The organism is Streptococcus sp. 151470009-6 (assembly GCF_053628175.1).
Map to the genome: position 1 here is coordinate 476,331 of NZ_JBSEZF010000001.1, position 22,521 is coordinate 498,851.

Consider the following 22,521-nt stretch of genomic DNA (forward strand, 5'->3'; position numbering starts at 1 on the left):
AGATCACCTTTTTCTTTTTCTATTATAACAAAAAAATGGAAAGAAGACACAAATGGCTAATCCCAGCCCCCATCTCCAAGAACTGTTTTATAAGCCTGCCAAATCTTTTGTTGAGGTTTAGCGAGGGGGTGGTCAGCAAACTCTTGAGGGGAGAGCCAGCGAATTTCTCTGTCGGAGAACTGTTTTGATCCTGTCACCTGACCTGCTAGGATTTGAATATGCCATTTACGATGACTAAAGACATGCTTGACTTGTTCAAAAGTTTGATGAGACCAATCAACCTCCAAATCATAATCCTGCTCAAAACTTTCTTGGGGGCTTGGTCCAAATGCTCTGCTTTCCTCTTTGACTTGAGAAAAAAGATCTAGCTGATCATCTTCTCTAGAAAATTCTTCGACCTCAATCAAGGGGAAATGCCAAAATCCAGCTAGCAGTTTCTCGCTTTCGTTTTTCTCTAGTAAATATTGCCCTCGGTCATTGCGCACAACCAAAGCCTTGAGATAGATTGGAAGAGGCTTTTTCTTGGGTTCTTTGATCGGATATCGATCCATGGTTCCATTCTGATAGGCTGCGCTAAAGTCTTTAACAGGACTTTCTTCAGGTCGAGGATTAACTGGAGACTCAATATCAGAGCCTAAGTCCATCAAAGCTTGATTAAAATCCCCTGGCCGTTTCGGATCAATCAAGATTTCCATCATAGCTTGGAAAATCTTTCGATTGCTAGGAACTCCGATATCATAATTTACCTCAAACAAGCGAGATAAAACTCGCATGACATTGCCATCAACTGCTGGCTCGGGTAGATTAAAAGCGATACTAGAAATTGCTCCCGCAGTATAGGGGCCAATCCCTTTCAAGCTAGAAATCCCTTCGTAAGTGTTTGGAAATTTCCCTTCAAAGTCTGTCATAATCTGCTGAGCCGCCGACTGCATATTGCGTACGCGAGAATAATAGCCCAAACCTTCCCAAGCCTTCAGTAAACGCTCCTCAGGCGCATTTGCCAAACTTTCAACAGTTGGAAACCAATCCAAAAATCGTTCATAGTAGGGAATAACCGTATCTACCCTAGTCTGCTGGAGCATGATTTCAGAAACCCAGATATGATAAGGATTTTTACTTCTTCGCCAAGGTAAATCTCTTTTGTATTCATCGTACCAGTTGAGAAGTTTCTCACGGAAAGAGAAAATCTTCTCCTCTGGCCACATGTCAACACCGTATTCTTTCAAATCTAACATATATCTAGTATAACATAGAAGCTCCTAACTGTCCTTTTCTTAGCGCTAAAAAGCCTCTTCCCAAAGGAAAGAGGCCTATTTCTTATTGATGAACCGCTTGGGCAGCAGTGATAAGGGTCAACTTGTAAACATCATCAGAGTTACATCCACGAGAAAGGTCGTTTACTGGCTTGTTCAAACCTTGCAGAACTGGACCTACAGCCGCGAAGCCACCAAGACGTTCTGCAATCTTATAACCAATATTTCCTGCTTCGATACCAGGGAAGATAAAGACAGTTGCTTGCCCAGCAACGTTACTTCCTGGGGCTTTCAATGCTGCAGTTTCAGGGTGGAAGGCCGCATCAAATTGCAATTCTCCATCGATTTCAAGGTCAGGACGCAAGTCATGAGCAATTTTAGTAGCTTCCACTACCTTATCAACACTTTCACCAAATCCTGAACCTTTAGTAGAATAGCTTAGCATGGCAATTTTAGGTTCGATGCCAAACATTTTAGCTGTAATAGCTGAGTTGATAGCAATCTCTGCCAAAGCTTCTGCATCTGGATTGATGTTAATGGCACAATCCCCAAATAGGTAGCGTTCTGTTCCACGAACCATGAGAAAGGCACCTGAAGTGCGGGATACATTTGGACGAGTTTTAATGATTTGGAGTGCAGGACGAACTGTTGCAGCTGTTGAGTGAGTAGCACCTGATACCATTCCATCAACATAGCCCATGTGAACGAGCATAACACCAAAGTAGTTGACATCTTCAAGCAAAATCTTACGAGCACCTTCTTCACTCATTTTACCTTTACGACGTTCAACTAAGGTAGTAACCATTTCTTCGAATTGAGGATAGTGTTGAGGGTCAATCACTTCATAGCCGTCCATAACCCCTTCGATTTCAAGATAAATTTTGATTTTTTCTGGGTTCCCAAGCAAAACAGGGACAACTTCTGTTTCTTTTACCAATCGTTTGGTTGCCTGAAGAATACGAGGTTCTTCCCCTTCAGGGAGAACAATACGAGCATTTTTGCCAACTAGGTTGGCTTTGAGATTTTCAAAAACTTCCATGAGTTTTCTCCTTTAAGAAATTAAATTATACTCAAAATAGATTTTAAAGAGTATTAGTTGATAACTGAGTAATAAGATTGTTAAAATCATCTGGCAAGGGGTTTTCCAGCTCTAGCTGACGCTCCAAGAAGGGATGATAAAATGATAAGAAATGGCAATGCAAGGCCTGTCGTTGAATCCCATCGTCTAGGCTACCTCCATAGAGATCGTCTCCCAACAAGGGAAAACCGATATGAGAAAAATGCACTCTGATCTGATGGGTTCGCCCAGTATGCAATTGAATATCGATCAGGTGAATATCTCCATAAGACGCTACAACTTTGTAAGAGGTATGGGCGTATTTTCCACCCTTGGCAACCCTTCTCGTGATAATGGAGTCCACATCACGCGCAATCGGTGCAATAATCTCCCCTTCTGGCTCCAAATCCCCATTGCCCTTAACCAAAGCGAAATAACGTTTTTCGATAGACTTTCGTTGCAGTTGCTTGTCTAATCGTGCATGAGCATAACCGTGCTTGGCAAAGAGCATCAAACCAGATGTATCCCGATCCAGTCTGGTCACGATATGAACCTGCTGGTTTTCGTATTCCTGCTTAACATAGTAGCCTTTGATAAAATTCGCAATGGTATTGGAATGATTGACACTGGGGATGGAAGCTACTCCATAAGGCTTATTCAAAACCAAAAAGTGGTCATCCTCATACAGGATATCTAAAGGACGGTCAATGGCTTCAAGGGTTTCAAAGCCTTCCTCTGCTGGAATATCAATGGTAACCCTATCTCCGATATCTAAGAGATAAGTTGCATTCTGAGGTTGATTATTGACTAGGATAGCCCCACCTCGAAACTTTATCTTAGCCAACAGTCCTTTAGAAACCTCGTGTTTCTTCAGAAAGGTTTTGACCTTGACATGTTCATCTGCGATAAATTCGAACCTCATTCTTCCACCTCGCCGATGAAGGCATCTTTAACACGATTCCAGAAGCTAGTGTGGCTTGGTGTCGCTACGAAATGAATCTTGTGATGGTCGATTTGGTACTCAATCCGTTCTATATTTCGGAAAGAATAGGTACTATTGTCAACAGATAGCGTGTGATAGTCATTACGAGTCGGTAAAAGCTCAATTTTGTCTTTCTTCGGAACAATAATTGACGAACCTAGAGTCCGATAAACTCGATTATTGAGACTTGCAATTTCAGTCAGTTGCAAGGCTTCAATGGTAGGGTGCAAAACCGCTCCTCCCAAGGACTTGTTATAGGCAGTGCTCCCAGTAGGCGTTGAGACAGTCACACCATCTCCACGAAAGCGCTCGAATGGAACGTGATTAATGATGATATCTGCAACCATGGTGCGGTCTGACCGACGGATGCTCGCTTCATTTAGAGCACGGAAGGTTTTTACATCACCGTTTTCAAGAGTCACTTTGACATTCAGGACTGGATAAGAAACCTTGGCTCCAGAATCCAGTTGGAGATTGGTAACCAACTGGTCCAACTCAAAGTCACGGTAATCCGTGTAAAATCCCAAGTGTCCTGTATGTACACCTACAAATCGAACCTTGTCTAACTGATTCTCGTACTTGTGAAAAGCAGACAAAAGCATCCCATCACCACCAATCGAAATGACGATATCGGGATTTGTATCATTGATTATAAAATGCTGTTTTTTGAGTTTTTCCCTCAGTTTATGTAAAACTTTCTGACTCTGCGGCTTTCTATTAGCTATGAGGTCAACTCGCTTACCTGTATTCTTCATCTGTATCGTCACTATTTCCTACACCGTCGTTTAGTTTTCTACTCAAAGGATCAAAGAGTGCCTGAGCTTCCTGAATGTCATCTCGAATCTTGCCCATTTCTTCATCTAGTTGATGAGCAATTTTGGCAGTGATTTCCAATCTTTCTTTTATTTCCTCTGGAAAGTCCCCCTGGTACTTATAATTGAGCGAATGCTCAATGGTAGCCCAAAAGTTCATAGCCAAGGTCCGAATTTGAATCTCGGCGAGAATGGTCTTAGCCCCATTTATCGTATCTACAGTATATTCGACAACAACATGATAAGAACGATAACCCGACGCCTTACGATGGTTGATATAATCTCGTTCCTGAACGACTCTCATATCGTGACGTTTACGTAGAATTGCAACAACTTCTTCCACGTCATCAACAAACTGAACCATGACACGTAGCCCTGCGATATCTTGCAAGTCATTTTCCAGAGTTGCATAAGTAATTCCTCGACGAGCCATTTTTTCTTTGATACTTTCAATCGGTTTTACCCGACCAGTTACAAACTCGATCGGAGAATGCTTGTTTTGCTTACGGTACTGTTTGCGAATCCCACGAAGTTTAATCTTCAATTCACCAACAGCTTGAATGTAAGGATCTAAAAATTCTTCCCATTCTATGGTCATACTTTCTCCCTTTTAGTATGAGATTGTGCTGTTAAAAATTTTTGATTTTTTCACTACAATCTTATACAATAAATACATTGTACATTATACCATAAATCCGCTTTCAAAGATAAAGAAAAGGTTAGAAAAATGAAACAATTAGAAATTGAACTGAAAACACTACTGAAAAAAGATGACTACAATCATTTAAAAAAACAGTTTGCCCATATAGCTCCTGTTCACCAAAAAAACTACTACATTGACACGCCTGATTTCCAGTTGCGCGAAAAAAAGGTTGCCATGCGCATTCGCGCCCTTTCAGATTGCGCTGAATTAACCTTGAAAGTTCCTCAAACTATTGGCAATATGGAATACAATCAAAAAATGACTCTTCCAGAAGCTGAACATTATTTAGAAAAACAGATCCTACCTCAAGGAATGGTTCTGGAGAAGCTTACTGAGATTGGTATTGAAAGCCATGACTGGCTTATTCTGGGTTGTCTTGAAACGATTCGTTACGAAATGGAAACCGATATCGGTTTGATGGCCTTAGATCAAAGCCATTACTTTGGTCAAACCGACTACGAACTGGAACTTGAAGTCACTAATTTTGAACAAGGAAAAGTCGATTTTCAGCAATTTTTAGATGAAAATCACATAACTTACCAGAAGGCTCCATCAAAATTAATTCGATTCATTAAAAACATGAAAAAAAGCTGAAATAATCTCCTTTTTTTGGTAAAATAGAAAAGATAAAAATAATAGAATCTTCATTAAGAAAAAGAAACTTTTCCAAAGAAGATTCACAAAGTTTACAGAGGACGGTCTATAATGTCAGATAGAAACAACATGAAACTTTTCACCCTAAACTCTAACCCAGAAATCGCTCAAAAGATTGCTGATACTGTTGGTGTCCCTCTTGGAAAATTATCTTCACGTCAATTTTCTGATGGTGAAATCCAAGTCAATATCGAAGAGAGTGTTCGTGGGTATGACGTCTATATCATTCAATCAACAAGCTACCCAGTTAGCAACCACTTGATGGAATTATTGATTATGGTTGATGCCTGTGTTCGCGCCAGTGCTCATAGTATCAACGTCGTACTTCCTTACTTTGGCTATGCGCGTCAGGATCGCATCGCTTCTTCCCGTGAACCACTGACAGCTAAATTGGTTTCAAATATGTTAGTAAAAGCTGGGGTTGATCGTGTTCTAACTCTTGATCTCCATGCTGTACAGGTACAAGGTTTCTTCGACATTCCTGTGGACAATCTTTATACAATTCCTCTATTTGCTAAACACTACTGTGACAAAGGTCTTCTTGGTTCTGATGTCGTTGTGGTTAGTCCAAAAAACTCTGGTGTTAAACGTGCTCGTAGCTTAGCTGAATACTTGGATGCTCCAATCGCTATCATAGACTATGCTCAAGATGACTCAGAACGAAGTGAGGGCTATATCATTGGGGATGTTGAAGGTAAGAAAGCCATCCTGATTGACGATATCCTAAATACTGGTCGTACTTTCTCTGAAGCAGCAAAAATCGTTGAACGCGAAGGGGCAACTGAAATCTATGCGGTCTCTAGTCACGGCCTCTTTGTAGAAGGTGCTGCTGAACTTCTAGACGCAACTAACATTAAAGAAATCCTTGTAACGGACTCTGTAGCAACAAAAGAAAGAACTCCTAAAAATGTATGTTACATTACTGCTAGCGAATTGCTCGGTGATGCTATCATCCGTATTCACGAAAGAAAACCAGTCAGCCCACTCTTTGCTTACAACAAAAAGAAATAAGGTGATTCTTTGATTTATTTGGACAATGCTGCAACTACACCTATGTCAGCTGTAGCTATCGCAGAAATGACCAAGGTTATGCAAGAAACCCATGGTAATCCTTCAAGTATTCACAGTCATGGTCGTCATGCTGGTAAACTGCTCCGTGAAGCTCGTCAGGACTTGGCTCACTTACTTGGAACCAAACCTCAACATATTTTTTTCACGTCTGGTGGTACAGAAAGTAACAATACAGCTATCATTGGCTATTGTCTCCGTCATCAGGAACGTGGCAAACATATCATCACTACAGCTATTGAACACCATTCTGTCCTTGAGACCATTGATTATCTGGTTCAACATCTTGGCTTTGAAGCGACCATCATCCAACCAGAAAATCAAGAAATCACTGCCCAACAGATTCAAGAAGCTTTACGTGACGATACCATCCTCGTTTCTACCATGTATGCTAATAATGAAACTGGGAGTCTCTTGCCTATCGCTGAGATTGGACATATTTTAAAAGACCATCCTGCTGCTTATCATGTAGATGCTGTACAAGCCATCGGGAAGATTCCTATCCATCCAGAAGAATTAGGAATTGATTTCCTCAGTGCTTCTGCCCACAAATTCCATGGACCAAAGGGAATTGGCTTTCTTTACTCTTCGACTGTAGATTTTGATTCCTACCTTCACGGTGGGGACCAAGAGCAAAAAAAACGAGCCGGAACAGAAAACCTTGCTGCCATTGTAGGTATGATTGCTGCTCTCAAAGAAGATCTGGATTATCAAGCTGATCATTACCAAAAACTAAGCACACTTAAAGCTACTTTTTTAGAAGAGATTGCCGATTTAGACTACTATCTCAATGAAAGTCGCAACCAACTGCCTTATGTTTTAAATATCGGTTTTCCTGGCCAGAAAAATGATTTGCTTTTACTTCGGTTAGACCTTGAGGGAATTTCAATTTCAACTGGTTCCGCTTGTACTGCTGGTATTGTGCAAACCAGTCATGTACTCGAAGCTTTCTATGGAGCCGATTCGCCTCGTTTAAAAGAATCTGTCCGTATCAGTCTCTCTCCTCTTAATACTGAGGAAGAACTGAAACAACTCGCACAAACCTTAAAAAATATTATTGGAGATTAAACTAATGGCATTCGAAAAAACCATTAAACTACAAAACTGTCGCTACAACTATACACTTAGTCCAACTGTTAAAAAGTTCACACTAAAAGACAATACTTTCTTTGAAACAAAAGTAGGAAACTACGAACTGACTCGTCTACTTGAGAAAGTACCTAATAGTGGTGAAGGTTTCAAACTAAAAATCATTATCAATAAAGACCTTACAGGTGTTAAACTCAACATTACAGATAAGTCCGGTCTTCGTTTGGTAGATATCTTTAAATCAGATGATCACCATATTCACCAAGAAAAATTCTACTTCCTCATGGATAGTCTTGTGGAACGTGGGATTTTCACTAAAGAGGAAAGATAAGACCTCATGTATCGTCTCACCTACATAGATAGTTACCAAATTGAGCGCATACTTGAATATACCGACTACGATGAACTCATGTTATCCCTGTCAGGATGCGTAACGCTACCAGATACATTTCTGGTAACCTCTTTAACCTTTAATGATAAAGTAATCTACCAAGGTTTAGTCGGAGATCTCTATCGATTTCTATCACAAGTTCATTTTTTAGATAAAAACTAAGAATTTTCTTAGTTTTTTCTTATTTTTGTTGATTTTTTCACAATGATTCTATAAAATAGAAGAATAGAAAGGTTGTGATTTTGTGAAAGAAAAACAGTCTGCTATTCCAAAAGCAACAGCAAAAAGACTCTCACTTTACTATCGAATTTTCAAGAGATTTCATGCAGAAAAAATCGAACGTGCCAACTCTAAACAAATTGCAGAGGCTATCGGTATCGATTCGGCGACCGTCCGTCGTGATTTTTCCTACTTTGGTGAACTAGGAAGACGTGGATTTGGTTATGATGTTAAAAAACTCATGACGTTTTTTGCTGACCTCCTAAATGATAACTCCATCACCAATGTTATGTTGGTTGGGATTGGTAATATGGGGCATGCCCTTCTCCACTACCGCTTCCACGAGCGCAACAAAATGAAGATTATCATGGCCTTTGACCTGGATGACCATCCTGAAGTCGGTACTGAGACTGCTGACGGGATTCCCATCTATGGTATATCTCAAATCAAGGAAAAGATTAAGGACGCAGATGTTAAAACTGCTATCCTAACTGTTCCAAGTGTCAAATCCCAAGAAGTAGCTAACCTCTTGGTAGATGCTGGTGTAAAAGGTATTCTCAGTTTTTCTCCTGTCCACCTGCACCTTCCAAAAGATGTGGTCGTTCAGTACGTTGATTTGACAAGTGAACTCCAAACCCTCCTCTATTTTATGCGGAAAGAGGATTAGAAAGCGAAAGCATTTATGAATAAACCAGTTATTGGGATTACAGGAAATGAAAAAGCTCATCCAGACGATGACATCATGATGAGCTATGCTGCAAAAGGCTTTATTGAAGGAGTCAAGGACGCTGGCGGAATTCCCATTATCCTTCCGATTGGTGACCAAGAAATGGCACATCACTATATTAGCATGATTGATAAACTCATCCTAACTGGTGGGCAAAATGTCGATCCAAAATTCTACGGCCAGCCAAAAACAATTGACAGCGATGACTACCATTTACAAAGGGATATCTTTGAACTAGCTCTTATCAAAGAAGCTATCCAGCAGAAAAAACCGATTTTTTCTGTTTGTCGTGGTACCCAGCTCTTTAATGTTGCCATGGGAGGCACACTTCATCAAGATATCGAAGATCACTGGCAGGATTGTTCCGCTGAGTACACTACCCAGCGACTTCTTACCGAACCAGATACTGTTCTCAGAGAAATTTACGGAGAAATCTCTCATATTAACTCCTTCCACCATCAGAGTATCAAGGATTTGGCTCCAAATTTAAAGGTTGTGGCCTATGATCCCAAGGATAGGATTATCGAGGCAGTCGTAACAACAGATGACATCCCATTTCTCGGCGTCCAATGGCATCCAGAATTTCTATTTGAAAATCGCCCCAAGGACAAAACACTATTTGACTATGTTGTTAATGAACTTTAAATCAGATCCGTTTTTTCACGGTAACTAAAGTAATCCGAGTGCGAGACAATCAGATGGTCCAAGAAAACAATTCCCATCAGTTCACAGGCTTCCTTGACTAACTTGGTTACATGGTCATCATTTCGGCTAGGTGCTACTGCGCCTGAAGGATGATTGTGGACTAAAATAACAGAAGTCGCCATATGCTTGATGGCATAGTGAAGGATTTCCCTCGGTTCAGCAATGCTACGTGTCGCGGATCCGATAAAGATAGTCTGCTGATGAATGATTTGATTTTGAGTATTGAGATAGAGCGCCACTAGGTGCTCTTGTTTTTTATCACCAAGTTCCTGTTGCATTTTTTTAGCTAGCTTTTGACTGCTGAGAATACTTTCCATCTCAAGGGTTTCATGCTTGTGAATGCGATTCCCCAGTTCAATCACTGCTTGTAGTTCAATAGCTTTAATGCGTCCAATACCAGACAGACTCTGCAATTCCTGCAGGGTCATTTTTTTCAAATCAGTTAGACTGTTGAGACTATTCAAGACTTTTTGGGCAATTTCAAAAACATTAGCCTTACGCGTTCCGGTTCTGAGTAGTATAGCTAGCAATTCTTGATTGCTCAGTGCCTCTACTCCTTCTTTAACCAGTCTTTCTCTAGGCAAAAGTGAATCTTCTTGGAATGAAATGCTGTACATAAAAATCCTCCTCACTATATTATTCGTGAGAAGGATGGAAAATTAGATTTTTTTCTCAATTGGTGCCACACTGGCTAGGAGTTTTTTCAGGCCGACTTCTGGGAAATTGATTTTCAGTTCCTGCGTAGCACCACTACCCGAAACTTCAAGGACTGTTCCCTCTCCCCACTTCTTGTGAAGTGCAATATCCCCAATAGACCAGTTGGTATCGCTCGTATCAGTTTTATTTCCAGCTGTATATTGTCCAAACGGGAGACTACTTGACTGGATAGAGCTTGGTGCAGCCTTGCGTTTTCGTTCTTGAAGGGCCTGAGCCAAACTCATACCTTGACCGAAAGCAATCCCACCACTGCTATAAGAAGCCTTAAAACTGGTATTAGCAGGACGAGCTAAGCCTTGATATTCAAGCAAGTCCGAACTGATTTCATTGATGAAACGTGTTGGACGGTTATAGCTTGTACGACCGAAAAGCAATCGAGAGTTGGCATTGGTCAGATAGAGGATCTTTTCAGCACGCGTAATACCGACATAGGCCAAACGGCGCTCTTCTTCCAGCTCATCAGGATCCTCAGCTGCTCGACTAAGAGGAAAGACATTTTCCTCCATCCCGATGATAAAGACGACTGGAAACTCAAGCCCCTTAGCAGCATGCAAGGTCATCAAGGTCACTTCCGATGTTTCCTGACTACCAGAGTCCGTATCCGCAATCAAGGCCAAATCATTCAAGAAACGACTGAGTTTATCTAAACCTGTTTCCTCTTCTTGACTATCAGGATTGTCGTCAAAATTCTTAGTAACAGATAGGAACTCTTCGATGTTCTCAACCCGAGCCTTGCTTTCTAACGTCGCTTGGGCATTAAGAATTTCGACATAACCTGTTTTTTCAAGAACTGCTTCAACCAACTCTGTTATGCTTAATTGGTCTAATTGCTCCCGCAAATCCAAAATCATATTGGCAAAATCCCAGATAGACTGGGCTACTTTCCCTTTGATGCCAGATAACATGATATTGGCTGAAGCGTCTAGCATGGACATGTCTTGCAGGTTTGCAAAATCACGGATTTTCTCAACGGTTCCTGGTCCAATGCCACGTTTAGGCTCGTTGATAATACGCTCAAAACTGATATTGTCACTCAGATTGGCAATGAGGTTAAGATAAGCGATAATGTCACGGATTTCCTTACGACTGTAGAACTTGGTCCCACCAACCATAGTATAAGGGATATTAGACTTGAGGAGGGCCTCCTCAATAGTACGAGATTGCGCATTAGTCCGATAAAGAACTGCAAAGTCTTTGTGAAGAAAGTTTTGGCTACGACCAAGTTCATCAATGGTTTTGGCTACAAAAACAGCCTCATCTTGTTCGTCATTTGCACGATAGTAAATAATCTGCTCCCCATCAGCATTCTGAGTCCAGAGATTCTTAGGACAACGATTTTTATTATTTTTAATGACATCATTGGCGGCTTGGAGAATGGTTTTGGTTGAGCGATAGTTTTCTTCTAACAAGACAACCTTGGCTTTGGGATAGTCTTTCTCAAAATCTAAGATATTTTGCATATCCGCACCACGCCAACCGTAGATGGACTGGTCAGCATCTCCAACTACACAGATATTTTTAAAGCGAGATGCCAAGAGTTTGACTAATTGGTACTGGGCATGGTTGGTATCTTGGTACTCATCCACGTGAATGTATTGGAACTTCTGCTGGTAGTAGGTCAAGACATCAGGATTTTGATCAAAAAGACGCAGGGTCAACATGATTAAATCATCAAAGTCAAGGGACTCAGACTGACGAAGCTCTTTCTGATAGGCTGTGTAACACTGGGCCACGATTTGCGTGTACATATCTCCAGCTTGGGCAGCATAAGCCACATCATCAATCAAGTCATTCTTAGCATTGGAAATAGTCCCCAAAATAGTTCGTTCATTCCATTTTTTAGGGTCCAAGTTTAATTGCTTGAGGATTCGTTTCATGAGGGTTCGCTGTTCACCAGGATCTACAATAGTGAAATTACGATTGTAGCCGATATGATCTGCATCACGACGCAGAATACGAACACACATGGAGTGAAAAGTCGCAATTAGACAGTCTTGAGTAGCTGGATTAAGACCATAAGCACGCTCTTTCATCTCACGCGCAGCCTTGTTGGTAAAGGTAATGGCCAAGATATTCCAAGGATTGACCATTTTTTCATCAATCAAATAAGCAATACGGTGGGTCAAAACACGAGTCTTTCCAGAGCCAGCCCCCGCCATGATTAACAAGGGGCCTTCTGTCGTTTGCACCGCCTCAGCCTGACGGTCATTCATTCCATTCAATAATGCGTTCATCTTCTCTTCCTTACTCTTGAAGTCAATGTTTCTATTATATCAGAAATCAGGGAAAATAGAAACTTTACAGAGAACACTTTGATAAGCCAAATTTTCATCAGTGCTTACAAAACATGTATTTTTCAAATGAAGTTGAGGTTATTCTTTGACAGGAAAAAGAGCTTGGATAGCATTTCCAAACTCTTTTAATATCATCTAAATCTTAGAACAAGCCTAGAACGGTTCCGTCGCTTTCAACATCCATATTGAGAGCTGCAGGTCGTTTTGGAAGTCCGGGCATGGTCATGACATCACCAGTAAGGGCAACGATAAAGCCAGCCCCTAATTTTGGTACCAATTCACGAATGGTAATTTCAAAGTTCTCTGGCGCTCCAAGTGCATTTGGATTGTCTGAGAAACTGTATTGAGTTTTCGCCATACAGATTGGCAATTTATCCCAACCATTTTGAACGATTTGGGCGATTTGCGTTTGAGCTTTCTTTTCAAAGTTGACTTTTGTACCGCGATAGATTTCAGTAACAATCTTTTCGATCTTTTCTTGGACAGAAAGGTCGTTGTCATAAAGGCGAGTATAGTTGGATGGATTTTCAGCAATAGTCTGAACAACCGTTTCGGCAAGCGCTACTCCACCTTCCGCGCCATTGGCCCAGACACTTGCTAGTTCAACTGGTACATCAATAGAAGCACAGAGTTCTTTCAAGGCAGCGATTTCAGCTTCTGTATCAGAAACAAATTCGTTAATCGCGACAACTGCAGGCACTCCAAATTTACGGATGTTCTCAACGTGGCGTTTCAAGTTAGCAAAACCTGCACGGACCGCTTCAACATTTTCTACTGTCAAAGCATCTTTAGCCACCCCACCATTCATCTTAAGGGCACGGAGGGTTGCAACAATGACTACCGCATCTGGAGAAGTTGGCAAGTTTGGTGTCTTGATATCAAGGAATTTCTCAGCTCCAAGGTCCGCACCAAAACCAGCTTCAGTGACTGTATAATCAGCCAAGTGAAGGGCTGTTGTTGTTGCCAAGACAGAGTTACATCCATGAGCGATATTGGCAAATGGACCACCATGTACAAAGGCAGGTGTACCATAAATTGTCTGAACCAAGTTCGGTTTAATAGCATCCTTCAAGATTAGAGCCAAGGCACCTTCAACCTTCAAATCACCTACAGAAACAGGGGTACGGTCATAGCGATAGCCAATAACGATATTCGCCAAACGGCGTTTCAAGTCCTCGATGTCCGTCGCCAAGCACAAAATCGCCATGATTTCAGAAGCAACTGTAATATCAAAACCATCCTCACGTGGAATACCATTTAGAGGACCGCCAAGACCAACAGTCACATGGCGAAGAGCACGGTCGTTCAAGTCCACAACACGCTTCCAAATAATACGACGTTGGTCAATTCCCAGCTCATTTCCTTGGTGCAAGTGGTTGTCAATCAATGCAGAAAGGGCATTGTTAGCAGTTGTAATGGCATGCATATCCCCAGTAAAGTGGAGGTTGATGTCTTCCATTGGCAAAACTTGCGCATAACCACCACCAGCGGCACCACCCTTAATCCCCATTACTGGTCCAAGAGATGGTTCGCGGATAGCAATCATGGTTTTCTTGCCGATTTTGTTTAAGGCATCTGCAAGACCGATGGTAATGGTTGACTTTCCTTCACCCGCTGGTGTTGGATTAATGGCAGTAACCAAGATCAATTTCCCAACAGGATTACTCTCGACTGCACGGACCTTATCAAAACTGAGCTTAGCCTTGTATTTTCCGTACAACTCCAAATCATCGTAAGAAATCCCAAGTTTCTCCACAACATCCACGATTGGCTTTAACTCAATGTTCTGTGCGATTTCAATATCTGTTTTCATAGCAAACTCCTCTAACATCTAATATGATAACTCATTATAACACAAAAAAAGATTTTTCACATACAAAAAGCTTAGTAAAGTTTATAAACATCAAGTTTTAAGTCCAATTTTAGTCATCTTTTCTACTTTTTATAAGTTTTTATAGCCAAAAACTATAATCTTACAGGAAAATTAGATAAAAAAACAAACGCTTTCTTTTGATTCTATTTTATTTTTTGGTACAATAGTCCTATGAAAATTTTAGTTACGTCAGGCGGTACAAGTGAAGCAATCGATAGCGTCCGCTCTATCACGAATCACTCGACTGGTCGCTTGGGGAAAATCATCACCGAAACCCTACTTGCTGCTGGTCATGAGGTTTGTCTGATTACGACTCCTAGTGCTCTTAAGCCAGAACTTCATCCCCATCTAACCATTCTAGAAATCAAAAATACGAATGATCTTCTTTTAGAAATGAAAGAGTGTGTTCAAGATTATCAGGTCTTGATTCATTCGATGGCAGTTTCTGACTACACTCCTATTTATATGACAGGACTAGATGAAGTTAAGACGAGCTCTAATCTGGAAGAATTATTAGATAAGCAAAATAAAGAAGCTAAGATTTCTTCAACTGATGAGGTGCAGGTTTTATTTTTGAAAAAAACACCCAAGATTATCTCCCTAGTCAAAGAGTGGAATCCTTCTATTCATTTGATTGGTTTCAAACTGTTGGTTGATGTTACTGATGATCATCTTATTGAAGTTGCTAGACAGAGTCTTGTCAAGAACCAGGCTGACTTAATCATAGCGAATGATCTTACTCAAATCTCAGCATATCAGCATCGGGCAATCTTTGTTGAGAAAGATCGTCTTCAAACCGTTCAAACCAAAGAGGAAATTGCGAACCTCCTCCTTGAGAAAATTCATACATACGATTCATAGAAAGGAAAGCTATGGCAAACATTCTGATTGCAGTGACAGGTTCCATTGCCTCCTATAAAGCAGCTGATTTAGTCAGTTCTTTGAAAAAACAAGGCCATGATGTCACTGTCTTAATGACCGAAGCGGCAAGAGAGTTTATCCAGCCTTTGACACTACAGGTACTCTCACAAAATCCAGTTCACCTTGATGTCATGCAGGAACCCTATCCTGATCAAGTCAATCATATCGAAAGAGGAAAAGAAACAGACCTTTTTATCGTTGTCCCTGCTACTGCTAATACCATTGCCAAACTTGCGTACGGTTTTGCGGATAATATGGTGACCAGTACGGCTCTTGCCCTACCAAGTCACATCCCTAAACTCTTAGCGCCAGCCATGAATACAAAGATGTATGACCATCCGGCAACTCAGACAAACCTTAAAACTTTAGAAACATATGGTTACAAGCTTATCTCTCCAAAAGAATCCTTACTTGCATGTGGTGACTACGGAAGGGGAGCTTTGGCAGACCTGGATATTATTTTAGAAAGAATAAAGGAAACACTCAATGAAAAAACGCTCTAATATTGCTCCGATTGCTATCTTTTTTGCGACCATGTTGGTCATTCACTTTCTGAGCTCACTCTTATTTAATCTATTCCCATTCCCAATTAAACCAACTATCGTACATGTTCCTGTTATTATTGCAAGTATTATTTACGGCCCACGAGTTGGTGTTACACTCGGTTTCTTGATGGGGCTACTCAGCTTGACGGTTAACACGATTACAATCCTTCCAACCAGCTACCTCTTCTCTCCATTCGTACCGAACGGAAACATCTATTCAGCAATGATTGCTATCCTTCCTCGTATTTTGATCGGTCTGACACCTTATCTAGTTTATAAATTATTAAAAAACAGAACGGGTCTCATCATTGCCGGAGCTCTTGGTTCACTTACAAATACAGTCTTTGTACTTGGGGGAATCTTCTTCCTTTTTGGAAATGTCTTCGATGGAAATATCCAAAAACTCCTTGCAACTGTTATTTCAACCAACTCAATTGCTGAGCTTGTCATCTCTGCAGTTCTCACAGTAGCAATTGTCCCACGTTTACAAACCTTGAAAAAATAAAACAACTCCACTTTCGTAATGAAAGTGGAGTTTTCATATTTAATGCATGAGAATAATCAAAAGAATGTGAACACCGAGTCTCACTACATGATGTGAAAGAGGAGTTGGTTCTTGGTTTCTCTGACTATCCAAGTATAGGGTTAGTGATAATAAAACCAAACCAAATGCAATCACCAATATGACGAAATAAGCAATTTCTAGTATTGCTGCCATCAAAAGAAAACCTAATAAAGGAAGGCTAAAAAGCGAAACAGCCAGACTACTTGCTAATAGAGAGAGTAGAGAAAGGACTAATAAACTATAAACTATGAAACGAGTCCAACCTGAGACTACTTTCCCTTCTTTTTCCTGTTTTGACATCATCACGATTACCACGACTAGATAAACAACAAGTATCATGACATCCTCTCCTAAATCAAAAATTCTTTACCACATTTTAACCAAAAATGTCTTAAAAATCAATATTGGACCTTGACTTGGCTGACTATTTATTATACTATACTTATGTATATACAGATAAATGGAGGTTCTTATGGATATACGAAAAAAAACGCAGTTTATGACCATGACTGCACTACTCACTGCAATAGCGATTTTGATTCCAATCATTATGCCTTTTAAAATCGTTATCCCACCGGCTTCTTACACATTGGGAAGTCATATCCCCATCTTTATCGCCATGTTTCTTTCGCCTTTGATGGCTGCTTTTGTGATTATTGCTTCTAGTCTTGGCTTCCTGATGGCAGGCTATCCCATGGTTATCGTCCTGCGCGCCTTCTCTCACATCGTTTTTGGTACTTTGGGGGCTTTGTACTTAAAGAAATTCCCTGAAACCTTGGATAAACCAAAGACATCTTGGATTTTTAACTTTGTTTTGGGTGTTGTTCATGCTATCGCTGAAGTAATAGCTTGTATCATCTTCTATGCTACTTCAGGGACAAATGTTGAAAATATGTTTTATGTTCTCTTTGTTCTAGTTGGTTTTGGTACAATTATCCATAGTATGGTAGACTATACATTAGCACTAGCTGTCTTTAAAGTGCTTCGAAAACGTCGCTAAAAGGAAAAACTATGACAAAGGATCGCAAACAAGCTCTTCTCAAACTCTTAAAAGAGGCACCAAAAGCCCTCAATGGCCAAACCTTGGCTGAACACTTTCATGTTACGCGCCAGGTCATTGTACAGGACATCGCTATTCTCCGAGCAGATGGAGCTCCTATCCTATCCACAAATCGTGGCTATATCTATAAAGAAAACAATGCCAGTCCTTACGTTCACAAACTATTCAAGGTTAAACATGAGATGGAAGAAATCGGTCAAGAACTTCTAGCTATTGTAGATAATGGCGGACGTGTTCAGAATACTTTGATCGACCATCCAGTTTATGGAGAAATTGAGACCCTACTCAAACTCACCTGTCGTAGAGATGTCCAACATTTTTTAGAGCAAGTCGAGAACTCTGACTTTAGACCACTTTCTGAATTGACGGATGGCACCCATTACCACCTTGTTGAAGCCGAAACACAACAAGACCTCCACTATATCGAGGAGGCCTTGGATCAGCTTGGTTATTTAGTAAAAGACTAGAAGGTTTTCTTTTCCCATCCGTCCTCTGTATGGTGGCGATAGAAGAACTCAGACTTGTCAGGTGCTTCCATCATTTCCATCAGAGGCAACATATCATAGGCCAGATCCAAGTTAGGAATTTGGTCTTTTTGTACTCAAGAAACTTCTTCAAATCCAAAAAGTTGAGACCTTTTTATATAGAAGCGGCTGTATCATGCTCTAAAGACTAACCACTTGATTTTATATTAAAAAGCTTCTCCTTAATTTTTCACAATTTCGTTCCCTTAATTTTACTTTCGAGCAATAAACATACCATATTCTTTAGGAATAATTAACTTACCCTTATGAAAATGTACTTCCAATCTTTTACGAATGACTTTTTCTTCTAGCGAACCTATTTCTGAAATTCCTTTAAAGGATTGGATGTATTTAACTAGGTCATCTATACTAGTTACCTGTAACTCATCATCATAGAGTAATGTTTCAACAGAGTCAAAATACATACTCAGTTGGCTTTTTCCATTTTGTAAAGTAAATGTTTTATTTTCCAAATCTTGATTAACCTCATCTTTAAATAAGCCTGCCAAATAATCTACAACTCCATTTTCACCAAATGTAGCACAGTAAAAAATTCCACCTGTTTTTAAGACTCTATTCACCTCAGAGAGCGCTTTATGAATATCATTTACGTGATGTAGAAGCATATTTGCAATAACAATATCAAACGTTTCATTCTCAAAAGAAATCTTTTGAATATCCATTATTTCATAGTTGACATTGTCTCTATTTCCAATCACTGACTTCGTTGTTTTCACCATATCTTTAGAAAAATCTGTAATAACCAACTGCTTCATTTTATCTATAGAACCACTGTTACTTTTCCACAGTTCTCCTGTACCACATCCCAATTCTAGAACCTTTACTTCATTAGTGATTTGGTAGTTGGAAAATATCCAATTGTTAAATCCTAATTTATTTTTTGAATACTTCTTATGTATGTTTACTCTAATATCAAGATTATCTTGTTTTGCATATTGTTCAATTACTTTATCATCCATTTTCTGGTACTTCCTTTCATATCTTAAGATTATACCATATAATAAAACAATCTCTGATTTCAGAATTGAAGGTGGAGATTGTTAAAGATAAAGATAGAAAAGAATAATAAGAATTTCAGAAATAATCAGTTGGCTTACTTCGCCATACTTAGCCTATATTTCAGTACCTACCTTTAAAGGATAACACCTATCAACTAATCATAGAACTAAAAAGTTTCTTTCTCCCAGCCATCATCTGTACGGTGGCGATAGAAAAACTCAGACTTGTCAGGTGCTTCCATCATTTCCATCAAAGGCAGCATATCATAGGCCAGTTCCAAGTTAGGAATCTGGTCTTTTTGTACCCAAGAAACTTCTCCTTCTTCTGAGGATTGGAGAGTTCCAGTAAACTCTGTCGACTTATAACAAAAAACGATGTAGCGCCCACCTGTATCTAAGGGCCAATTTTTAATACCGACCAGTTGGGGATTCTGAATGGTCAAACCAGTTTCTTCGTATATTTCACGAATGACAGACTCGGCAAAGGCCTCGCCATTCTCAACATGACCTCCAGGAAAGGCATAGCCAGACCAGCGATTGGTTTCTGGTGAACGATATTGCATGACTACTCGCTTATTTTCTAGATCTTCGATTAGACAGATGTTGGTTAAAATGGTTGCTTGCGCACGGGACATAGATTTGCTCGCTTTCTAAGTTATTAAAATGTATCTTCGTTGTATTTTACTTCTGACTTCATGATAAAGGGGTTGATCAACTCATGATGTTCATAAGTACTACGGGCCAAAAAAACTCTAGAAATGATGATTTCCTTATCTTGTATGTGATAGTCTATATTGATAGGGATGGTTGGATCCGAGATAATTGACAAAGCAAAAAATGCTCCAAACCAAAGATAAAGTGCCACCAATCCACTAAAGATTTGAAAAATAAGATGATACCATTGAACATCTCTTGTTATATAAAAAATTCTCCAGGGATGGATTAAGAAGGTCAAACAAAGAATGAAAAACCAACTATTCCACAAAACTGGCGTAAAGGATAGGCCAAACCAAATGAAGACCCACAAAAGTCAGCAAAGCCAAATAGAGTGTTTTAAATGAAAATAACTTAATTCGATTTTCTTTTGTCATGATTTTTCCTCTTTTTGTCATTATATTTCAAAATTGCCATCAATATCGCTGGAATGATGAAAAAGATCAGATATGTAGCAATTGGAAGCCAGATGTAGCGATAATCAACAGATAATAGGGAAGGAATTTTTTTAACATTTCTCCCTTTCACCCCAACAATTAAGTGGAGAAGAAAAATAGGTCCATTTATGTATAGAAAAGGTTCTAAAAATTCTTGTACTGAATCCTTATTGCTAAAACCATCTCTAAAAATACCTTGATAGAGTGTGTGCACCAAAAAGACAAAATTCATAATAATTGGCAAGACATAGGACATTTCCTGATATGGTTTTGGGATAAGTGTTGTCCCAAACAACACATACATGATACCAAAAATAGAAAATAATATTATGCCACCATCCATAAAAGAAGCAAGCTTTGGATGCCTTCCCATCCACAATTGGACGTGAGCTATCAAAGAATCCTTTTTATGGATTTTTCTCATTTTTATGTTCTTTTGTTTGATCTTCTTTGGTTTCTTAATCTTTCGTTCCATTTACGCCTCCTTCTTCTCTTTTCTATCTGTATAATCAAAAGCAGAATGCCCAGCCCCAAGAAAAAGAAAAAGAGATAACTTACAATAGGGACCCAGACATAGGCTGGATCCATAGAAATTAGAGGAGGGAAATTCGTTGACTTACGACGTCCTAGCCAATTCAGACCTACCAAGAGATGAAAGGGAAAAAGAAGACCATTGAACCCAATAAATCCCCATGAAAAGTAACGCCATTTCTGAAGTTTATCACTACTAAAACGAAAGACAAGGAAATAGGTTGATAAGAGCAGAAGGAAAAGATTAAAGCTTAAGGGAGAAAGATAGTTTAAGTTTGGGAATGGAGAACCAATGAAAGAGGCAGCAAGAAATGATACAAACAAAGATCCGAATAACACACTCGTATCCAGGAGTTGACCAATCCTTCGGTGCCTTTCCATCCAAAGATAAATCATCTTAGTCCAAGAAGACTTTTCTTTTGTCTTGTACTTCATTTGTCTACTCATCTTCATTTTCATCTACTCCTTTTTTTGAAGCTTTAGAGAGAAAGAAGATTGCCAACGTTAACATCAAGACTAGAAGGTAGATGACAATAGGAAACCAGATATAGGAAGACTCCAGTGAAAACAAAGGTGAGAGAACAACTCTTCCTCTTTTTCTCACACCAATCAGTTGAAAAATGAAGCTAAGGACATTGATATAAATAAAGGGTTCACAGAATTTTTTAAGGGTCTCTTCTTTTTTTGTTTTCACTGATAAAAAGAAGGCATAGAGTCTATAACCTAAGATAATAAGATTCAATTGCAAGGGAAACAAGAGTTCTCTGTACCGAAAATCAGCTGGAATGCTTTTGTTCTGTGATGTTGTAAATTCTATAACTAGGAACAAGCTGATATAAAAGATCATATCAAGCATAAATTTGACAAATCGATGCCCTTGTAACCAAAAACGAACAGAATCTAAGCTCGATGACTTCTTATACTTCATCTCTTTCAAATCCATAATCACTTCTCTCTATTTAAAAATATATGCTAAAACGTAATCATTTGTTGATTTTGCACTCTGAGAACAAATCGCAACTGTCCTTGCATTTAACTCTCAAATTCTGATGATTTCTTATATACCATTCTAATTTCAGTGATCGATTTTCCAAGTTCAAGTATTTTTTCTTGACCATCAAGAGTAAAACCTATTTTTTGATAAAAAGCAATGGCTCGCTTATTCTCTTTTAATACCCATAAGAATATTTCAGAGAACTGTTCAAGAGTCGTCAGAGCTTCCTTCATTAACTTCTGAGCAATACCTTTTCCATAATAGTCTTTTAAAACATATAAGGCAATAATTTCGCCAGCTTGAATAGCCACATCACGAAAGTTTCCATAACTGATAAAACCAACTACCTTCATGCCATCCATCGCAATCAATGTATTTTCTGGATATTTTTGACTAAAGAATCGACATCTTTCTAATGTCATTGTCTCCTGAAATTCTGCAGGTAAAAGGTCGTCATAAGCCTCTCTCCACGTCTGCCAATGAACGAGGGACTTGCCTTCTATCTCTTCAGGAGTTTCCATCTGTTTGATAGTAAGATCCATTTATTTTTCTCCTTCACTACCCCAACGCCTTCACTTCCAACATCATATCACGAATCTGGGCTGCTAGTTCAAAGCCAAGCACTTCGACGGCTTCTTGCATTTGTTAAAAATCAATATACTATTTC

Annotated in this window: 26 protein-coding genes and 3 pseudogenes; 12 read left to right on the top strand and 17 right to left on the bottom strand. The window is 39.5% G+C overall.

Annotated features, from left to right (window positions below):
- Positions 1 to 56: 56 nt before the first annotated feature.
- From mutY to ACUW6H_RS02415, 5 genes are all read right to left on the bottom strand, one after another.
- On the bottom strand, positions 57 to 1,235 hold the full coding sequence (gene mutY, locus ACUW6H_RS02395) for an A/G-specific adenine glycosylase (protein ID WP_454360803.1): 1,179 nt from the start codon (positions 1,233 to 1,235) through the stop codon (positions 57 to 59).
- Between the two features lie 82 nt (positions 1,236 to 1,317).
- Positions 1,318 to 2,292, bottom strand: coding sequence for a phosphate acetyltransferase (pta, locus tag ACUW6H_RS02400; protein WP_000451565.1), 975 nt, complete (start codon positions 2,290 to 2,292; stop codon positions 1,318 to 1,320).
- A gap of 43 nt (positions 2,293 to 2,335) precedes the next feature.
- Entirely contained in the window at positions 2,336 to 3,232 is an 897-nt protein-coding gene (locus tag ACUW6H_RS02405; RefSeq protein ID WP_454360805.1) for an RluA family pseudouridine synthase, read from the bottom strand.
- Complete coding sequence (locus ACUW6H_RS02410; RefSeq protein WP_454360807.1) at positions 3,229 to 4,047, bottom strand: NAD kinase; 819 nt, start codon at positions 4,045 to 4,047, stop codon at positions 3,229 to 3,231. Before ACUW6H_RS02410 ends, ACUW6H_RS02405 begins: the two co-directional genes overlap by 4 nt.
- Positions 4,031 to 4,702 (bottom strand): GTP pyrophosphokinase, encoded by a 672-nt coding sequence (locus tag ACUW6H_RS02415; protein ID WP_000151560.1) that lies wholly within the window; start codon positions 4,700 to 4,702, stop codon positions 4,031 to 4,033. The genes ACUW6H_RS02410 and ACUW6H_RS02415 overlap by 17 nt, the downstream gene beginning before the upstream one ends.
- A 129-nt stretch (positions 4,703 to 4,831) precedes the next feature.
- On the opposite strand from ACUW6H_RS02415, the gene ACUW6H_RS02420 reads away from it, so the two are divergent.
- From ACUW6H_RS02420 to ACUW6H_RS02450, 7 genes are all read left to right on the top strand, one after another.
- The gene (locus ACUW6H_RS02420) at positions 4,832 to 5,401 is read left to right on the top strand and encodes a CYTH domain-containing protein (RefSeq protein WP_454360809.1); all 570 of its coding nucleotides are present in this window, start codon (positions 4,832 to 4,834) and stop codon (positions 5,399 to 5,401) included.
- 111 nt (positions 5,402 to 5,512) lie between these two features.
- Positions 5,513 to 6,472 carry a ribose-phosphate diphosphokinase gene (locus tag ACUW6H_RS02425; protein ID WP_001283848.1) on the top strand — a complete coding sequence of 320 codons (960 nt, stop codon included), beginning with the start codon at positions 5,513 to 5,515 and terminating at the stop codon, positions 6,470 to 6,472.
- Between the two features lie 9 nt (positions 6,473 to 6,481).
- Positions 6,482 to 7,597, top strand: a complete 1,116-nt coding sequence (locus tag ACUW6H_RS02430; RefSeq protein WP_454360811.1) for a cysteine desulfurase family protein — start codon at positions 6,482 to 6,484, stop codon at positions 7,595 to 7,597.
- 4 nt (positions 7,598 to 7,601) lie between these two features.
- Positions 7,602 to 7,949 (top strand): DUF1831 domain-containing protein, encoded by a 348-nt coding sequence (locus ACUW6H_RS02435; RefSeq protein WP_096407060.1) that lies wholly within the window; start codon positions 7,602 to 7,604, stop codon positions 7,947 to 7,949.
- 6 nt (positions 7,950 to 7,955) lie between these two features.
- A complete protein-coding gene (locus ACUW6H_RS02440; RefSeq protein WP_454360814.1) occupies positions 7,956 to 8,171 on the top strand; it encodes a DUF4649 family protein in 216 nt (71 codons plus the stop codon).
- An 82-nt stretch (positions 8,172 to 8,253) separates the two neighbouring features.
- Entirely contained in the window at positions 8,254 to 8,895 is a 642-nt protein-coding gene (locus ACUW6H_RS02445) for a redox-sensing transcriptional repressor Rex (protein WP_000660646.1), read from the top strand.
- Positions 8,896 to 8,910: 15 nt separating this feature from the next.
- Entirely contained in the window at positions 8,911 to 9,600 is a 690-nt protein-coding gene (locus ACUW6H_RS02450; RefSeq protein WP_454360816.1) for a gamma-glutamyl-gamma-aminobutyrate hydrolase family protein, read from the top strand.
- Here ACUW6H_RS02450 and radC read toward each other — a convergent pair.
- From radC to ACUW6H_RS02465, 3 genes are all read right to left on the bottom strand, one after another.
- Entirely contained in the window at positions 9,597 to 10,277 is a 681-nt protein-coding gene (radC, locus tag ACUW6H_RS02455; RefSeq protein WP_454360818.1) for a RadC family protein, read from the bottom strand. The genes ACUW6H_RS02450 and radC overlap by 4 nt on opposite strands.
- 42 nt (positions 10,278 to 10,319) lie before the next feature.
- Positions 10,320 to 12,611, bottom strand: a complete 2,292-nt coding sequence (gene pcrA / locus ACUW6H_RS02460) for a DNA helicase PcrA (protein WP_454360820.1) — start codon at positions 12,609 to 12,611, stop codon at positions 10,320 to 10,322.
- A gap of 202 nt (positions 12,612 to 12,813) precedes the next feature.
- Positions 12,814 to 14,484 (bottom strand): formate--tetrahydrofolate ligase, encoded by a 1,671-nt coding sequence (locus tag ACUW6H_RS02465; protein ID WP_454360822.1) that lies wholly within the window; start codon positions 14,482 to 14,484, stop codon positions 12,814 to 12,816.
- Between the two features lie 231 nt (positions 14,485 to 14,715).
- Here ACUW6H_RS02465 and coaB point away from each other — a divergent pair, with 231 nt between their 5' ends.
- Genes coaB through ACUW6H_RS02480 form a run of 3 tightly spaced genes read left to right on the top strand, consistent with a single transcriptional unit; the run spans position 14,716 to position 16,515 of the window.
- Positions 14,716 to 15,405 (top strand): phosphopantothenate--cysteine ligase, encoded by a 690-nt coding sequence (gene coaB / locus ACUW6H_RS02470; protein WP_454360824.1) that lies wholly within the window; start codon positions 14,716 to 14,718, stop codon positions 15,403 to 15,405.
- Between the two features lie 11 nt (positions 15,406 to 15,416).
- A complete protein-coding gene (coaC, locus tag ACUW6H_RS02475; protein ID WP_454360826.1) occupies positions 15,417 to 15,968 on the top strand; it encodes a phosphopantothenoylcysteine decarboxylase in 552 nt (183 codons plus the stop codon).
- Entirely contained in the window at positions 15,952 to 16,515 is a 564-nt protein-coding gene (locus ACUW6H_RS02480) for an ECF transporter S component (protein WP_125399345.1), read from the top strand. The genes coaC and ACUW6H_RS02480 overlap by 17 nt, the downstream gene beginning before the upstream one ends.
- 39 nt (positions 16,516 to 16,554) lie before the next feature.
- Here ACUW6H_RS02480 and ACUW6H_RS02485 read toward each other — a convergent pair whose 3' ends face one another.
- Positions 16,555 to 16,914 (bottom strand): hypothetical protein, encoded by a 360-nt coding sequence (locus ACUW6H_RS02485; protein WP_454360829.1) that lies wholly within the window; start codon positions 16,912 to 16,914, stop codon positions 16,555 to 16,557.
- Positions 16,915 to 17,047: 133 nt separating this feature from the next.
- On the opposite strand from ACUW6H_RS02485, the gene ACUW6H_RS02490 reads away from it, so the two are divergent.
- Together ACUW6H_RS02490 and ACUW6H_RS02495 are read left to right on the top strand one after the other, a co-directional pair.
- Complete coding sequence (locus tag ACUW6H_RS02490; RefSeq protein ID WP_000354642.1) at positions 17,048 to 17,575, top strand: ECF transporter S component; 528 nt, start codon at positions 17,048 to 17,050, stop codon at positions 17,573 to 17,575.
- An 11-nt stretch (positions 17,576 to 17,586) separates the two neighbouring features.
- Positions 17,587 to 18,102: a 3H domain-containing protein gene (locus ACUW6H_RS02495; protein WP_454360831.1), complete on the top strand. Its 516-nt coding sequence runs from the start codon at positions 17,587 to 17,589 to the stop codon at positions 18,100 to 18,102.
- On the opposite strand, the pseudogene ACUW6H_RS02500 reads toward ACUW6H_RS02495, so the two are convergent.
- From ACUW6H_RS02500 to ACUW6H_RS02535, 8 genes and pseudogenes are all read right to left on the bottom strand, one after another.
- A pseudogene (locus ACUW6H_RS02500) lies at positions 18,099 to 18,236 on the bottom strand (8-oxo-dGTP diphosphatase); the annotation flags it as partial. The gene ACUW6H_RS02495 and the pseudogene ACUW6H_RS02500 sit on opposite strands and share 4 nt — an antisense overlap.
- A gap of 135 nt (positions 18,237 to 18,371) precedes the next feature.
- On the bottom strand, positions 18,372 to 19,139 hold the full coding sequence (locus ACUW6H_RS02505) for a class I SAM-dependent methyltransferase (protein WP_454360833.1): 768 nt from the start codon (positions 19,137 to 19,139) through the stop codon (positions 18,372 to 18,374).
- A gap of 206 nt (positions 19,140 to 19,345) precedes the next feature.
- Positions 19,346 to 19,813: an NUDIX domain-containing protein gene (locus ACUW6H_RS02510; protein WP_454360835.1), complete on the bottom strand. Its 468-nt coding sequence runs from the start codon at positions 19,811 to 19,813 to the stop codon at positions 19,346 to 19,348.
- A 23-nt stretch (positions 19,814 to 19,836) separates the two neighbouring features.
- Positions 19,837 to 20,269 (bottom strand): annotated as a pseudogene (locus ACUW6H_RS02515) (hypothetical protein).
- Complete coding sequence (locus ACUW6H_RS02520; RefSeq protein ID WP_454360837.1) at positions 20,247 to 20,804, bottom strand: hypothetical protein; 558 nt, start codon at positions 20,802 to 20,804, stop codon at positions 20,247 to 20,249. The pseudogene ACUW6H_RS02515 and the gene ACUW6H_RS02520 overlap by 23 nt, the downstream one beginning before the upstream one ends.
- A gap of 495 nt (positions 20,805 to 21,299) precedes the next feature.
- Positions 21,300 to 21,803: a hypothetical protein gene (locus tag ACUW6H_RS02525; RefSeq protein WP_454360839.1), complete on the bottom strand. Its 504-nt coding sequence runs from the start codon at positions 21,801 to 21,803 to the stop codon at positions 21,300 to 21,302.
- An 89-nt stretch (positions 21,804 to 21,892) separates the two neighbouring features.
- Positions 21,893 to 22,396, bottom strand: coding sequence for an N-acetyltransferase family protein (locus ACUW6H_RS02530; RefSeq protein WP_454360841.1), 504 nt, complete (start codon positions 22,394 to 22,396; stop codon positions 21,893 to 21,895).
- 16 nt (positions 22,397 to 22,412) lie between these two features.
- Positions 22,413 to 22,499, bottom strand: a pseudogene (locus ACUW6H_RS02535) (UvrB/UvrC motif-containing protein); the annotation flags it as partial.
- Positions 22,500 to 22,521 lie beyond the last annotated feature (22 nt).

Bases quoted from the DNA above. Each gene is read 5' to 3' on its own strand.
- ACUW6H_RS02525 (WP_454360839.1), bottom strand. From the start codon at position 21,803: ATGGATTTGAAAGAGATGAAGTATAAGAAGTCATCGAGCTTAGATTCT.
- ACUW6H_RS02450 (WP_454360816.1), top strand. From the start codon at position 8,911: ATGAATAAACCAGTTATTGGGATTACAGGAAATGAAAAAGCTCATCCA.
- ACUW6H_RS02410 (WP_454360807.1), bottom strand. From the start codon at position 4,047: ATGAAGAATACAGGTAAGCGAGTTGACCTCATAGCTAATAGAAAGCCG.
- radC (WP_454360818.1), bottom strand. From the start codon at position 10,277: ATGTACAGCATTTCATTCCAAGAAGATTCACTTTTGCCTAGAGAAAGA.
- pcrA (WP_454360820.1), bottom strand. From the start codon at position 12,611: ATGAACGCATTATTGAATGGAATGAATGACCGTCAGGCTGAGGCGGTG.
- ACUW6H_RS02485 (WP_454360829.1), bottom strand. From the start codon at position 16,914: ATGATACTTGTTGTTTATCTAGTCGTGGTAATCGTGATGATGTCAAAA.
- ACUW6H_RS02435 (WP_096407060.1), top strand. From the start codon at position 7,602: ATGGCATTCGAAAAAACCATTAAACTACAAAACTGTCGCTACAACTAT.
- ACUW6H_RS02415 (WP_000151560.1), bottom strand. From the start codon at position 4,702: ATGACCATAGAATGGGAAGAATTTTTAGATCCTTACATTCAAGCTGTT.
- ACUW6H_RS02480 (WP_125399345.1), top strand. From the start codon at position 15,952: ATGAAAAAACGCTCTAATATTGCTCCGATTGCTATCTTTTTTGCGACC.
- ACUW6H_RS02505 (WP_454360833.1), bottom strand. From the start codon at position 19,139: ATGGATGATAAAGTAATTGAACAATATGCAAAACAAGATAATCTTGAT.
- ACUW6H_RS02510 (WP_454360835.1), bottom strand. From the start codon at position 19,813: ATGTCCCGTGCGCAAGCAACCATTTTAACCAACATCTGTCTAATCGAA.
- coaC (WP_454360826.1), top strand. From the start codon at position 15,417: ATGGCAAACATTCTGATTGCAGTGACAGGTTCCATTGCCTCCTATAAA.
- ACUW6H_RS02530 (WP_454360841.1), bottom strand. From the start codon at position 22,396: ATGGATCTTACTATCAAACAGATGGAAACTCCTGAAGAGATAGAAGGC.
- ACUW6H_RS02490 (WP_000354642.1), top strand. From the start codon at position 17,048: ATGGATATACGAAAAAAAACGCAGTTTATGACCATGACTGCACTACTC.
- ACUW6H_RS02405 (WP_454360805.1), bottom strand. From the start codon at position 3,232: ATGAGGTTCGAATTTATCGCAGATGAACATGTCAAGGTCAAAACCTTT.
- ACUW6H_RS02420 (WP_454360809.1), top strand. From the start codon at position 4,832: ATGAAACAATTAGAAATTGAACTGAAAACACTACTGAAAAAAGATGAC.
- coaB (WP_454360824.1), top strand. From the start codon at position 14,716: ATGAAAATTTTAGTTACGTCAGGCGGTACAAGTGAAGCAATCGATAGC.
- ACUW6H_RS02440 (WP_454360814.1), top strand. From the start codon at position 7,956: ATGTATCGTCTCACCTACATAGATAGTTACCAAATTGAGCGCATACTT.
- pta (WP_000451565.1), bottom strand. From the start codon at position 2,292: ATGGAAGTTTTTGAAAATCTCAAAGCCAACCTAGTTGGCAAAAATGCT.
- mutY (WP_454360803.1), bottom strand. From the start codon at position 1,235: ATGTTAGATTTGAAAGAATACGGTGTTGACATGTGGCCAGAGGAGAAG.
- ACUW6H_RS02495 (WP_454360831.1), top strand. From the start codon at position 17,587: ATGACAAAGGATCGCAAACAAGCTCTTCTCAAACTCTTAAAAGAGGCA.
- ACUW6H_RS02425 (WP_001283848.1), top strand. From the start codon at position 5,513: ATGTCAGATAGAAACAACATGAAACTTTTCACCCTAAACTCTAACCCA.
- ACUW6H_RS02520 (WP_454360837.1), bottom strand. From the start codon at position 20,804: ATGGAACGAAAGATTAAGAAACCAAAGAAGATCAAACAAAAGAACATA.
- ACUW6H_RS02465 (WP_454360822.1), bottom strand. From the start codon at position 14,484: ATGAAAACAGATATTGAAATCGCACAGAACATTGAGTTAAAGCCAATC.